The organism is Brucella sp. (genome assembly GCF_032066345.1).
Lineage (GTDB): Bacteria > Pseudomonadota > Alphaproteobacteria > Rhizobiales > Rhizobiaceae > Brucella > Brucella pseudogrignonensis.
In genome coordinates this window covers 21,309-35,100 of record NZ_DAMBKZ010000024.1, presented here as the reverse complement: position 1 = coordinate 35,100, position 13,792 = coordinate 21,309, and the positions used below count along the sequence as shown (strand labels likewise).

The following is a 13,792-nucleotide window of genomic DNA, read 5'->3' as shown; positions in this document are numbered from 1 at the left end:
TCAGCCTCACGTAGTGCCTGACTAAACGGATATATCTATGCAGCCTATGCAACCGATTGGAAACGGAGCCCGAATTCTTCTGGGAATTCTGTTCTTCGTGCTTTTCTTTGCTTTCTGGGGCGTCGCAACCCTCGGAGGCTTCGTTTCGCCTACCTTCCTAGCCGATCCGATCACCATGGTTCAGGATGGATATGATCTCATCGCCAATCAGGGCTTCCTTTCGGATATCGGCATGACTGTCTGGCGCGTGCTGGGCGGCTTCATCATGGCCAGCATCGTTGCCATTCCGCTTGGCATTGCGATGGGTGCATATAAACCCATTGAAGCGCTGCTCGAACCGTTCGTCTCCTTCGCACGCTATTTGCCTGCCTCGGCTTTCGTACCGCTTCTCATTCTGTGGTCGGGCATTGGCGAAACGCAGAAGCTGCTCGTCATCTTCATCGGCGCAGTCTTCCAGCTCATTCTGATGATCGCTGTCATTGTTTCCAACACGCGCCGCGATCTGGTTGAAGCAGCCTATACACTCGGCGCCAAGGATCGCGGCGTTATTCGCCGTGTGCTTGTGCCGTCAAGCGCTCCCGATATTGCCGAAACGCTGCGCCTCGTGCTGGGCTGGGCATGGACTTATGTGATCGTCGCTGAGCTGATCGGCGCATCGTCGGGCATCGGCTATATGATCATCAATTCGCAGGCGCTTATGGCTACCGGACAGATCATTTTCGGCATCATTGTAATCGGCGTTATCGGCCTGATTTCTGATCTGGCGTTCAAATACATCAACCGCTGGCTCTTTGCGTGGAGGTTTGCGTAATGGTTACGACAACCGAACAGGAACTCGTCGTTAAAGGCGTGAGCCGTACCTTTCCGGGTGTTCACGGCGGCAAACCAACCCTTGCTTTGCAATCAACTGATCTCATCATTCCGAAGAATGATTTCGTCACCATTCTCGGTCCTTCGGGTTGCGGCAAGTCCACACTTCTGCGCATCATTGCCGGTCTCGACAAGCCGACCACTGGCACGGTGACGCTGGAAGGTCAACCGGTCAAAGGACCGGGTGCGGATCGCGGCATGGTGTTCCAGTCCTACACGCTGTTTCCATGGCTAACCGTTCGGCAGAATGTCGGTTTCGGCCTGCGCGAAAAAGGTACGCCGGAAAAGCAGGCCCGCGAAATTATCGATAGCTACATCGATAAAGTCGGCCTGCGCGGATTTGAAAACCACTGGCCAAAGCAGCTTTCGGGTGGGATGCAGCAGCGCACTGCAATCGCCCGTGCACTTGCCAATGACCCAAAGATCCTGCTCCTTGATGAGCCTTTCGGCGCGCTCGACAACCAGACACGTGGATTGATGCAGGAACTCCTGCTCGGCATCTGGGAACGTGAGCAGAAAACCGTGATCTTCGTCACCCACGATATTGAAGAGTCGATCTTTATGGCGACCCGTGTGGTTACGATGACAGCCCGTCCCGGCAAGATCAAATCGATCACGCCGGTCAATATTGAGCATCCGCGTTCCTATCAGGTCAAAGCCAGCCCGGAATTCTCGGAGCTGCGCCTGAAGCTCACCGAAGAAATCCGCAGCGAAGCAATTACAGCGGCAAAACAGGCTGCCTGAAAATTATTGTTCCTTCTAATGAGATGGTATCTTAAGAAAAGGCTGCGATGTTCTTCGCAGCCTTTTCTTTTTAGCGTTTGCGCGCATCTATTCCGAAAATCGCTTCACACTTTTCGGGATGCGCTATTTTCAGGACCGTTCCAACATGGCCGTTTCAGCAGAACTTGAAGACCGCATCGTTTATGTGAATGGCGAATATGTCGCCGCGCGCGATGCAAAAATCTCGATCTTTGATCGTGGTTTTCTCTTTGGTGACGGAATTTACGAAGTAACCGCAGTCCTTGACGGCAAGCTGGTCGATAGCGACCCGCATATGAAGCGCCTGCGTCGTTCGACAGGTGAAATCGGCATTCCTATGCCGATGAGCGAAGATGAGATTGTCGAGATCGAGCGCGAATTGATCCGCCGCAACAATCTCACCGAGGGTCTGGTCTATCTTCAAGTGACGCGCGGCGATGGTCGCGACCGAGATTTTGTCGCTAAAGGCTTGAAGCCATCGGTGGTTCTGTTCACCCAAGTTAAAGCCCTTGCCGACCGGCCGGAAGTTGCAACAGGCATCCGTGTGCTTTCATTGGATGATCTGCGCTGGAAGCGTCGCGACATCAAGACCGTCTGCCTTCTGCCACAGGCTCTCGCCAAGGAAATCGCCAAGGGTTCCGGTTGCGATGAAGCCTGGATGTTAGAGGACGGCTACGTCACCGAAGGCGCATCTTCGACCGGCTATATCGTCACTAAGGATGATGTAATCGTCACCCGCCCCAACAGCAATGCGGTCCTGCCCGGCTGCACACGTTTGTCGCTGTTGCAGCTGATTGCTGAAACCGGCATGAAGCTTGAAGAGCGTCTTTTCACGATTGATGAAGCCTATGCTGCGAAAGAAGCTTTCATGACCAGCGCAGGTACTTTTGTAACGCCGATTTCGTTTATCGACGACAAGCCTATCGGTGGCGGCAAGCCCGGTCCGGTCGCTCTCAAGCTGCGCGAGATTTATCTCGACCACGCGCGCCGTACGGCGATCTAAAAAATACAAATCGGGCCGGAACAATGTTCCGGCCCGAATGGCTTCTGCCTCCCTCTCCCAAAAGGCGAAGCACCAGCGCGATAACGCGCCGATAGTGAGCTTTTTTCCGCAAAAACGGCCTCTGAAACACGTTAAATCGTGTTAAACCCGTGTCAGGAATATGGCCATTTCATGGCCAAAGCCCGTTTAGCGGCGCTGGTTATAGACGTCGATGCAGACGGCACCCAGCAGCACGATGCCCTTAATGACCTGCTGATAATCGATACCAATACCCAAGATCGACATGCCATTATTCATCACGCCCATGATGAGCGCGCCAATCACCGCACCCGTAACACGCCCCACACCACCGTATGCCGATGCACCACCGATGAAGCAGGCGGCAATCACGTCAAGCTCAAAACCAAGGCCAGCCTTTGGTGTCGCCGTGTTGAGACGAGCCGCGAAAACCAGACCCGCAAGCGCTGCCAGCACGCCCATATTCACGAAGACGAGGAAGGTCAGCCGCTCGGTTTTAACACCAGAAAGCTTGGCAGCATGGCGATTGCCACCCACCGCATAAATCTGACGACCGATCACTGTTCGGTTGGTTAGGAACGCATAAGCAGCGATCAAAACAGCCATGATAATCAGGACGTTAGGCATACCGCGATGCGACGAAATCAGCAGCGCGAGATAAGCAATACCTGCAAAGAATAGAATATTCTTGGCCACGAACAGGCCGAACGGTTCTGTCTCCACCTCGTGCGCGATATGGCGCGCGCGCGATCTTGTATTCTGCCAGACGATGAAGCCCGCAATGACCACGCCGAGGATCAGCGATGTGAGATAGATACCGCCTGATGTTGTGCCAATAAACTCCGGAATAAAGCCGGACGAAAGCTTCTGGAAAACCTGCGGGAATGGCCCGACCGACTGCCCACCAAGAACGGCAAGCATCAGACCCTTGAAAACCAGCATCCCCGCGAGCGTCACGATGAAGGATGGAATGTTGAAATAAGCGACCCAGAAGCCCTGCATCGCGCCGATAATACCTCCTACCAGCAAGCACAGAATAGCTGCGATCGGAAATGGAATTCCCCACCGCACCATCATGACAGCTGCCAGTGCGCCGATGAAACCGCAGACCGATCCGACCGAAAGATCGATGTGCCCGGTCACGATAACCAGCAGCATTCCGAGCGCCATAATGACGATATAGCTGTTCTGCAATACGAGATTGGTAAGGTTCAGCGGCTTCATCAGCACGCCGCCGGTCACGATCTGGAAAAAGATCATGATCGCGATGAGCGAGAGCAACATTCCCGATTCACGCAGATTGTTTTTGAGATAACGCCCCACACCGCTCGGCGCTTTCGGGCCGCTCTGAATTACGTTCTCGCTCATTATTGTTTTCCCTTGTTCCGCATGATGGCGCGCATGATGTTCTCCTGCGTCGCTCCTTCGCCAGCCACTTCGCCGACGAAAGCTCCCTCATGCATGACGACAATGCGGTCGCAAATACCGATCAGTTCCGGCATTTCGGATGAAATGACGACCACGCCCTTGCCGCTGTCAGCCAGTGAATTGATGATTGTGTAAATGTCGTATTTCGCGCCCACATCGATGCCGCGCGTCGGTTCATCGAGGATCAGTACATCCGGCCCGGTGAACAGCCATTTCGACAGCACCACCTTCTGCTGGTTGCCGCCTGAAAGCGTGCCCGTTTCCTGATAGACGTTGTGGCAGCGGATGCTCATCTGATCGCGATAGCTGTTCGCGACCTTCATTTCGCGAATACTGTCGATCACGCCTTTGGGGCTGACACCGCGCAAATGCGCGAGTGATATGTTGCGCGATATATTCTCGCCAAGAACAAGGCCCAGCTTTTTGCGGTCCTCAGTCACATAGGCAAGCCCCGACTTGATGGCGCGGGCGACCGTCGAAATATTAACCGGAGTGCCGTTCATTCGGGCTTCGCCGGAAATATTCGTACCCCATGAACGCCCGAAGAGGCTCATGGCAAACTCGGTACGACCAGCGCCCATCAGGCCGGCAATACCGACGATCTCACCGGCTCGCACCTTAAACGAAACGTTCTTGACGGAGTGGCGCTCCGGATGCAGCGGATGATAAACGGACCAGTTGTCGACCTCGAAAATCACATCGCCAATCTTCGGATCGCGCTTTGGATAGCGGCTTTCCAGATCACGATCGACCATCTTGCGGATGATATCGTCTTCCTCGACCTCGCCAGCATTGCAATCAAGCGTTGCTACAGCGCGACCATCGCGCAGCACCGTGATCTTGTCGGCTACTTCACGAATTTCATTGAGCTTGTGCGAAATCAGGATCGAAGTGATGCCCTGCGCGCGAAACTCGCGCAGCAATGCCAACAAGGCCGCACTATCGGTTTCGTTGAGGCTTGCTGTCGGCTCATCAAGGATCAGAAGGCGCACACGTTTGGAAAGCGCTTTGGCAATTTCGACGAGCTGCTGTTTGCCGACACCAATATCCGTCACCAGCGTATCCGGCGATTCCGTCAGGCCAACCTTCTTCAAAAGCGCCTTTGTGCGGCTATGCACCTCGCTGCGGTCAATAACACCATAGCTTGCAGGCGGATTGACGAGAAAAATATTCTCGGCAATCGTCATGAGCGGCACCAACGCCAGCTCCTGATGGATGATGACAATGCCGAGCGCTTCGGAATCATTGATATCGCGGAAGTGTCGCTCTTCTCCGTCAAAAAAGATCGAACCTTCATAGCTGCCAGAGGGATAAACACCCGACAGCACTTTCATCAGCGTTGATTTGCCCGCGCCATTTTCGCCGACAAATGCGTGAATTTCTCCCGGCATCACGGTAAAATTGACATCGCTCAACGCCTTCACGACACCGAAGGATTTGCTGATGCCGCGCATCTCAAGCAGGGGTTTACCGGCAATATCCGGCTGACCGCTGTTCTGCTCAAGCGCGACAGGATTGGCTACGTTCATCGCTCGCTCCCATTACTAGAGCGCCGCGCGCCTTCTGGGGCGCACAAATCTCGCTCTAAATATCTGTATTTACAGCATAATTTTACCTTAACTTACTCAAGTTGAAGGAATTAAGCTGTAGCCTGCCATGCCATCATTCTGCGAACCCTCAGCCCTCAAAAAGACAACGCTGTCAATCTGTTAGCCTAACCCAGTTCGAAAACTGGGCGGCGGGGATGGTGGCAATGAGCAGGCATTCCGGACGCGCTTTTCAGCACGCGTCCGGGCACAAATTTACTGGATCTGGTCTTCTTTGTAATAACCGCTATCGACCAGAACCTGCTTCCAGTTCGACTTGTCGACAATAACCGGCTTGAGCAGATAAGACGGCACAACCTTGACGCCATTGTCATAGGTCTTGGTGTCGTTCACTTCTGGTTCCTTGCCGCTCATCAGCGCGTCAACCATATCGACAGTAACCTTGGCGAGTTCGCGCGTATCCTTGAAGATGGTCGAGTTCTGCTCGCCAGCAAGGATCGACTTGACCGAAGGCACTTCCGCATCCTGACCGGAAACGACCGGCATTGGCATATCGCCGCTGCCATAGCCTACACCCTTGAGCGAGGACAGGATACCGATGGAAATACCATCATAAGGCGACAGCACTGCATTGAGCTTCTTGTCGGAATAGAAAGCCGAAAGGATCGAATCCATACGGGCCTGAGCGGTCGCACCATCCCAGCGCAGCGTTGCTACCTTGTCCATGCCGGTCTGGCCGCTGGCAACAACGAGCTTACCGCTGTCGATGTAAGGCTGAAGAACCGACATTGCGCCGTTGTAGAAGAAGTAGGCATTGTTATCGTCAGGCGAACCACCGAAAAGCTCGATATTGAACGGGCCTTCCTTGTTCTTGAGATCAAGAGCGGTCTCAATGGACTGCGCCTGAAGCACGCCGACCTGGAAGTTATCGAAGGTCGCGTAATACGACACATTCGGCGTATCGCGGATCAGGCGGTCATAAGCGATGACCTTGATGCCTGCTTCATTGGCCTTGGCCAATACATCGGAAAGCGTTGTGCCGTCGATCGATGCCACAACAAGAACCTTGGCGCCCTTAGTGACCATGTTTTCGATCTGGGCCAGCTGGTTTGGAACATCGTCTTCAGCATACTGAAGATCGGTCTGATAACCGCGCTCTTTGAGCACCTTTACCATGTTGTCGCCGTCTGCAATCCAGCGCGCCGACGACTTGGTTGGCATTGCTACACCCACAAGACCTTTGTCCTCTGCCTGTGCAAAGCCGGTAAAGGCAAAGGCGGCCATAGCCACTGCCAGTGTTAATGATTTTATGCCTGCCATTGTCTCACTCCCAAATTGGGACAGGCTCTATAAGCCTGCCGTTCTCCCAAAATTTCCGCCCCCGCCGTTAGGCCCTGCGGAATTCCTCCAAAACAAGATGCTTTAAGCTTTCGTTTTTACGCTTGTCTTTGTCCCAAAACCGGTTCCCACTTTTGGGAGACATGCTCTAGCCCACGATCTTGTCCCATGCCTCAACCGCACGCTGCGCGCGTTCACGCACGTCAGCGACCGTCAAACCAGCCTTGTAAAGACTGGATCCAAGCCCGAAACAGCTCACTCCCGCTGCCCGATAAGTCGCAAAATCACTTTCTGAGACACCACCCACGGCGCCCACCGGAATATCCTTCGGCAACACAGCGGAGATCGCCTTGATACCGTCAGCACCCAGCACACTTGCCGGGAAAAATTTCAGCGCCGATGCGCCAGCATGAATAGCGCTAAAAGCCTCGGTTGGTGTAAACACACCGGGCATCGTCACCATGCCATGCTTAGTCGCACGGCGAATGACATCAGGCTCGACATTGGGGCTGACCAGAAGTCGGCCACCAACATCATTGAGCCGATCCACATTCTCGACCGAAAGCACAGTACCAGCACCGATCAGCACATTGGCGGGCGCAAGCTTGGCAGCCTTTTCAATGGACACGAACGGCTCCGGCGAATTGAGCGGAATTTCAATCGCCTCAAAACCCACCTCGATCAGAGCGGTGACAACGCCTTCCGTTTCTTCTGGACGAATGCCGCGCAGGATTGCCACCAGCGGATAGCGGAGCTTCGGCCATACGATACGTTCGCTCATCGCGCCCCTCCCGCAAATGCGTGTTTTGCCGCCATAAACAGCCCATCGCGCACCAGCTCATCGGCTTCGATGCGGTTCACTTTCACACCGGCAATCTCAAGTGCAGAAGCATAAAGCGCACCCATCATCCCATCGGACAACAGCAACACTTTGCTCGTCTCTCCGAACAAAGAACGGCCACCGGCAACTTCCAGCCCGATCAACAGACCCGACAGACGTGCAAGCTGATCTGTCGGCTTATAGTCATGCACCAGCCAGCCAGCGCGCACCGTAAAGAGCGCATTGGCGATAAGCTCAGGTGTCTCAAGCGAGGCTTTGACACCGGCCGCAAAGGCTGCACTCTTTGGATCAACCGACCCAACTCCTTCAAGCGCACCAGCCAGAACCGACTTGTCTTTCAGGAGTGCGAACAATTCGCCGGTCATGAAAGAGCGGTAATCGTTGAGCTTGCCGTCTGCGATATGCACCCACTTCGCATGCGTGCCGGGCATCACCACCACGGCATCACGCGTGCCGCGATGCACCAGCCCAAGCAGCTTGGTTTCTTCGCCGCGCATTACGTCGGGCGCATCCTCGTTGCGTCGCGCAACACCCGGCAGCATTATGACATGGCGCTTTGCAGGCACGCGCACCGCAGCAGCGACCACTCCTTCAAGCCCGGCAGGCAAATTCATATAGGGTGCTTCGATCCAGCCGGTCCGCGAACCGGCCATACCACAGATCACCGCCGGCAGATCATCCGGCGCATCCACGGAGGCAAGATGCCGTTCGAGCAGCGTCTCAAAACCCGTTTCTTTTGCTGAGATCAACCCATCGTCGCCGCGGCTTTCCTTGAGCACATTGCCATCAGCATCCAGCGTCCAGAGGCGGAACCGGGTTGTCCCCCAATCCGCCACTGCCGCAAATGGTGTTTTTGCGCCGGACATTTAGTGGTTATCTCGCGGCAGGCCACGCGTATGCGCAATGTCCTGATATTTGACTGCGTTTTCGAGAACGGCACCTGTTTCCATCTGGCCAACAACCGCGCGCTGAATTTCCTGCCACGGCGTCTGGCTTTCCGGATATTTGTAACCACCAGCAGCTTCGAGAGCCTTGCGGCGTTCTGCCAGTTCTTCATCAGAAATCAGAATATCGGCAGTGCCGCGACCAAGATCGATACGCACACGATCACCCATTCTGAGCAGCGCCAGACCACCACCAGCAGCCGCTTCTGGTGATGCATTGAGGATGGAAGGCGAACCCGAAGTGCCCGACTGACGGCCATCGCCGATGCAAGGCAGAGAGCTGATGCCCTTCTTCAAGAGATAATCCGGCGCGCGCATGTTCACGACTTCTGCCGCGCCCGGATAACCGATTGGGCCTGCACCGCGCATAAACAGCACGGAACGCTCATCAATTTCCAGCGACGGATCGTCGATGCGGTGATGATAATCTTCAGGGCCGTCGAACACGATTGCCTTGCCTTCAAAGGCATTCGGGTCTTTCGCATCCGTCAGATAGCGATTGCGGAATTCTTCCGAAATAACGCTCAACTTCATAATCGCCGACGAGAAGAGATTACCGCGCAACACGCGGAACCCGGCATGTTTCTTCAATGGATCATCATAATTCTTGATGACATTGCTGTCTTCAATCGTGGCATTCTTGCAGTTTTCACCGATGGTCTTGCCGTTAACAGTCAGCGCATTCTCATGAATGAGGCCCTGCCCCATCAGCTGATTGACGACTGCTGGCACACCACCCGCATGGTAATAATCTTCGCCAAGATATTCACCCGCTGGCTGAAGGTTGACCAGCAGCGGAATTTCCTCACCATATTTCTGCCAGTCGTCAATCGTCAGATCGACGCCAACGTGACGCGCCAGCGCATTCAAATGGATCGGCGCATTGGTCGAACCACCAATCGCAGAATTCACACGGATCGCATTGATAAAGGCTTCCTTGGTCATGATGTCTGTTGGCTTCAGATCTTCATAGACCATCTCAACAATGCGGCGGCCCGTCAGATAGGACACTTCCTGACGATCACGATAAGGCGCTGGAATTGCCGCCGAACCCGGCAGCTGCATACCGAGCGCTTCGGCAAGCGAATTCATCGTCGTTGCCGTGCCCATCGTGTTACAATAGCCGGTCGATGGTGCCGACGAAGCAACCAGCTTGATAAAGCCCGCATAGTCGATCTCGCCCTTGGCCAGCAGCTCACGCGCCTTCCAGACGATGGTGCCCGAACCCGTGCGTTCGCCACGGAACCAGCCATTGAGCATCGGACCAACCGAGAGCGCAATCGCCGGAATATTGACGGTAGCAGCAGCCATCAGGCAGGCAGGCGTGGTCTTGTCACAACCAATCGTCAGCACAACGCCATCGAGCGGATAGCCATAAAGCACTTCGACAAGGCCGAGATATGCGAGGTTGCGATCAAGGCCCGCAGTCGGACGTTTGCCGGTTTCCTGGATCGGATGAACCGGAAATTCGATCACGATACCGCCCGCTTCACGCACACCTTCACGCACGCGATTGGCCAGCTCCAGATGATGACGGTTGCACGGTGAAAGGTCAGAGCCCGTCTGCGCAATGCCGATGATCGGTCGACCGGATTGCAGCTCTTCCTGACTGAGACCGTAATTCATGTAGCGCTCAAGATAGAGCGCGGTCATATCCACATTGTCCGGATTATCGAACCATGCGCGTGAACGGAACTTTGGCGTCTGAGGAGTAACGGGCTTATTCATTTCACTGTCCTGCGTGGGTAAGAGACCGCTAGGCGGTCCCATTTCCTAATCTTCAAAAGCTTCGACTATATGCCGCTGTCCCAGAAGGAAGGCATCGGCAACATGGGTCAGAGGTGCCAGGTCAACGTCGCTCTGCCCTTCGCCAACCAGCTTCACAAAATTCTGGTAAAGACGCTGATATTCACGATCAGGCTCGGCCATTTTCTCCGTGCCTGCGATGGTCAACCGACTACCGCCATGGCTCAACAGCAGCGTGCCTTTATCGGTCTCGACACGAATATCCCATGTCTGCGGACCCGTCTGACGCCAGTCTAGTTCGAAGGAAACAGGCACGCCGCTTTCCGTCTCAAACGCGAGATTAGCTGCAATCGGTGCCGCACGATTTTCAGGGAAATAAAGATCGGACTTCGTCAGGAAAAACCGTTCCGGCAAAATATGCGTGACAATCGACAGCGCATTGATGCCCGGATCGAACACTCCAAGACCACCCGGCTCCCAGATCCATTGCTGGCCGGGATGCCAATGACGCACATCCTCTTTCCACGACACCGCAACAGATTTGATTACAGCGCCTTTCAGAAATTCGCGGGCAGGTTCAACGGCTGCGGCTTCGCGTGAATGCCAGGTCGCATAAAGCGTAACGCCCTGCTTTTCGGCAAAACGCTTCAGCGCCTGCACTTCCGAAATCGTCGCACCCGGAGGCTTCTCCAGCATCACATGCTTGCGCGCCTTAAGTGCTGCATAGGCTTGCTGAAATCGGCCTTGCGGCGGCGTGCAAAGCGACACCGCGTCAATGGCGACATCACTCTCCAGCAGCTGATCGATATCGTGAAAGGATGGCAAACCATCAAGACCAGCATTGCGACTGGCAATGGCTTTGAGCTGAATGCCATCAATGGCTTCGATGGAAGGCAGATGTTGGTCACGGGCAATCTTGCCGAGACCAACAATTGCCAGATTGATATTGGATGCGGCCGCCATTTCAGAGCGCCTTCACGGCAATGTCAGCGGCTTTCGCCTGTGCCAGCCGGTTGACCAGCGGATAACGGAAAGGCTTTGCTGAAATTTCGAACTGGTCGCCATTTTCCGTCTTCACACCTTCGGAGAAAGACAGTGTCGCGGTGCCGAAGAAATGCACATGAATGTCGCCCGGGCGACGGAAAAGTTCATACTTGAAATGATGATGCTCAAGATTGGCAATCGTGTGCGACATGTTCGCTTCGCCCGAAAGGAACGGCTTTTCAAAGATCACCTGATCGCCACGGCGAATCCGCGAAACGCCTTCAACATGATCAGGCAGATCGCCCACATAAAGCTCTGGCCCCAGCGACGCCTGACGCAGCTTGGAATGCGCGAGCCAGAGATAATTCTGCTTTTCCGTCACATGATCGGAAAATTCATTGGCAAGGCAGAAGCCGAGGCGGAACGGCGTACCGTCCGGGCCGATCAGATAGATGCCTGCGAGTTCTGGTTCTTCACCACCATCTTCGGCAAAAGATGGCGAGACCAGCTCACCGCCCGTTCCAACCAGCGCCGAACCGTCGCCCTTATAAAACCATTCCGGCTGCACGCCGGTTTGACCGGGCTTTGGCTTGCCACCTTCAACACCCATCAGGAACATACGCATGGAGTCGGTCGGCTTTTCAGCAGCCTGTGCTGCCTTGTGCATCTTGTCGCGACCATCCGCAGAACCAAGATGTGTGAGGCCCGTACCTGCAACAATCAGATGTGCCGGATCTTCATGGGTAATCGGCAGGCCAACCTGACCACCTGCAAGTGCTGCATGAATATCGACAGCCTCGCCTTTGCCATTCTGCTCTACCTGTTCAGCGAGACTGATGCCTGCGGAAATTGCAGCCCATGCCAGTTCGTAAGTCGTAGTCACGCCATTGACGACATGTGCAGCGCCTTCATCATCACAAGCAGCCACACGCGTTTCTCCGCGCATGTCGCGGAACTGTACAAGACGTAACATTGAACCTCCCATTTTCCGCAAAACTCTTGCGGAACATTCTTCCCGACCGTTCAAAAACACAGATGTGTCAATCGACGGCTCCTTCTTATTAATATGACTATTTTGTCCAGCACCCACTTGTCAAGCAAGCGAAACACGGTGCAGACCACCCTTCGAGATACACCACCCCCAAAAGCCTATTAACACCATGATTTAGCTATATAATTGCATCATATGCACGTTTGTCGCACCCCCAATTTCCAGCGAACACACGAAATGCGCTTGCCATAAAGTAATATTATATGCTTCATAAACGGGAAGGCTGGGAGAGCCTTTTATTGGGAGGAACTAATATGAAACGCAGTCTGAAGGCTCTGACGGCCGCCCTGATTACAGCATCGTCTCTTGCTCTTATTTCGAGCGCATCCGCTGCTTCACTCACAGTCGGCTTTTCGCAGATCGGCTCAGAATCGGGCTGGCGCGCTGCCGAAACAAGCGTCACCAAGCAGGAAGCTGAAAAGCGCGGCCACACGCTGAAATTTGCCGACGCACAGCAGAAACAGGAAAACCAGATCAAGGCCGTTCGCGGCTTCATTGCACAGGGCGTTGACGCGATCCTGATCGCGCCGGTTGTTGCAACCGGTTGGGATGCGGTTCTGAAGGAAGCCAAAGAAGCAGAAATTCCTGTCGTGCTTCTCGACCGCCAGATCGATGCACCGGAAGACCTTTATCTCACCGCTGTCACTTCCGATCAGGTCCATGAAGGCAAGGTAGCGGGCGACTGGCTGGTCAAGGAAGTGGGCGACAAGCCTTGCTCGGTTGTCGAGCTTCAGGGCACCACCGGCTCTTCTCCCGCAATCAACCGCAAGAAGGGCTTTGAAGAAGCGCTTGCAGGCCATGACAATATCAAGATTTCCCGCTCGCAGACCGGTGACTTCACCCGCACCAAGGGCAAGGAAGTCATGGAAAGCTTCATCAAGGCCGAAGGTGGCGGCAAGGATATCTGCGCCGTTTACGCCCATAATGACGACATGGCAGTAGGCGCTATTCAGGCGATCAAGGAAGCTGGTCTCAAGCCAGGCACCGACATCAAGATCGTGTCCATTGACTCCGTGCCGGATATTTTCCAGGCAATGGCCAATGGTGAAGCCAATGCAACCGTTGAGCTGACGCCAAATATGGCTGGTCCGGCTTTCGACGCGATTGAAGCTTTCAAGGACAAGGGCACCGTTCCGCCAAAGTGGATCCAGACCGAATCCAAGCTTTATACACAGGCTGATGATCCAAAGGCCGTTTATGAAGCCAAAAAGGGCCTCGGCTACTGATCTTCACATTTAACCTTCGGGCCATGTTGCATCA

Annotated in this window: 12 protein-coding genes; 4 read left to right on the top strand and 8 right to left on the bottom strand. The window is 54.5% G+C overall.

The features are described 5' to 3' along the window. The first annotated feature begins 37 nt into the window (after positions 1-37). The 3 genes from RT142_RS21190 to RT142_RS21180 all read left to right on the top strand — a co-directional run bounded on the left by RT142_RS21190 (position 38) and on the right by RT142_RS21180 (position 2,635). The gene (locus tag RT142_RS21190) at positions 38-811 is read left to right on the top strand and encodes an ABC transporter permease (RefSeq protein ID WP_112805529.1); all 774 of its coding nucleotides are present in this window, start codon (positions 38-40) and stop codon (positions 809-811) included. Next, positions 811-1,614, top strand: coding sequence for an ABC transporter ATP-binding protein (locus RT142_RS21185; protein WP_313031291.1), 804 nt, complete (start codon positions 811-813; stop codon positions 1,612-1,614). The genes RT142_RS21190 and RT142_RS21185 overlap by 1 nt, the downstream gene beginning before the upstream one ends. Before the next feature lie 145 nt (positions 1,615-1,759). After that, positions 1,760-2,635: a D-amino-acid transaminase gene (locus tag RT142_RS21180; protein ID WP_112812758.1), complete on the top strand. Its 876-nt coding sequence runs from the start codon at positions 1,760-1,762 to the stop codon at positions 2,633-2,635. Between the two features lie 186 nt (positions 2,636-2,821). On the opposite strand, the gene mmsB is transcribed toward RT142_RS21180, so the two are convergent. From mmsB to araD1, 8 genes are all read right to left on the bottom strand, one after another. Beyond that, on the bottom strand, positions 2,822-4,021 hold the full coding sequence (gene mmsB / locus RT142_RS21175; RefSeq protein ID WP_007876249.1) for a multiple monosaccharide ABC transporter permease: 1,200 nt from the start codon (positions 4,019-4,021) through the stop codon (positions 2,822-2,824). Continuing rightward, positions 4,021-5,610 carry a multiple monosaccharide ABC transporter ATP-binding protein gene (gene mmsA, locus RT142_RS21170; protein ID WP_313031287.1) on the bottom strand — a complete coding sequence of 530 codons (1,590 nt, stop codon included), beginning with the start codon at positions 5,608-5,610 and terminating at the stop codon, positions 4,021-4,023. The genes mmsB and mmsA overlap by 1 nt, the downstream gene beginning before the upstream one ends. A gap of 273 nt (positions 5,611-5,883) precedes the next feature. Then, a complete protein-coding gene (chvE, locus tag RT142_RS21165) occupies positions 5,884-6,948 on the bottom strand; it encodes a multiple monosaccharide ABC transporter substrate-binding protein (RefSeq protein WP_112812731.1) in 1,065 nt (354 codons plus the stop codon). Between the two features lie 166 nt (positions 6,949-7,114). Beyond that, positions 7,115-7,747 (bottom strand): 2-dehydro-3-deoxy-6-phosphogalactonate aldolase, encoded by a 633-nt coding sequence (locus RT142_RS21160; RefSeq protein WP_112805523.1) that lies wholly within the window; start codon positions 7,745-7,747, stop codon positions 7,115-7,117. After that, a complete protein-coding gene (locus RT142_RS21155; RefSeq protein ID WP_313031283.1) occupies positions 7,744-8,673 on the bottom strand; it encodes a 2-dehydro-3-deoxygalactonokinase in 930 nt (309 codons plus the stop codon). Before RT142_RS21155 ends, RT142_RS21160 begins: the two co-directional genes overlap by 4 nt. After that, positions 8,674-10,479: an IlvD/Edd family dehydratase gene (locus RT142_RS21150; RefSeq protein ID WP_313031280.1), complete on the bottom strand. Its 1,806-nt coding sequence runs from the start codon at positions 10,477-10,479 to the stop codon at positions 8,674-8,676. 45 nt (positions 10,480-10,524) lie between these two features. Beyond that, positions 10,525-11,460 carry a Gfo/Idh/MocA family oxidoreductase gene (locus RT142_RS21145; protein WP_313031278.1) on the bottom strand — a complete coding sequence of 312 codons (936 nt, stop codon included), beginning with the start codon at positions 11,458-11,460 and terminating at the stop codon, positions 10,525-10,527. Position 11,461: 1 nt separating this feature from the next. Continuing rightward, on the bottom strand, positions 11,462-12,454 hold the full coding sequence (gene araD1, locus RT142_RS21140) for an AraD1 family protein (protein WP_007876261.1): 993 nt from the start codon (positions 12,452-12,454) through the stop codon (positions 11,462-11,464). A 332-nt stretch (positions 12,455-12,786) separates the two neighbouring features. Between araD1 and ytfQ the strand changes: the two genes are divergently transcribed. After that, complete coding sequence (gene ytfQ, locus RT142_RS21135) at positions 12,787-13,758, top strand: galactofuranose ABC transporter, galactofuranose-binding protein YtfQ (RefSeq protein ID WP_007876262.1); 972 nt, start codon at positions 12,787-12,789, stop codon at positions 13,756-13,758. The last annotated feature ends 34 nt before the right edge of the window (positions 13,759-13,792 follow it).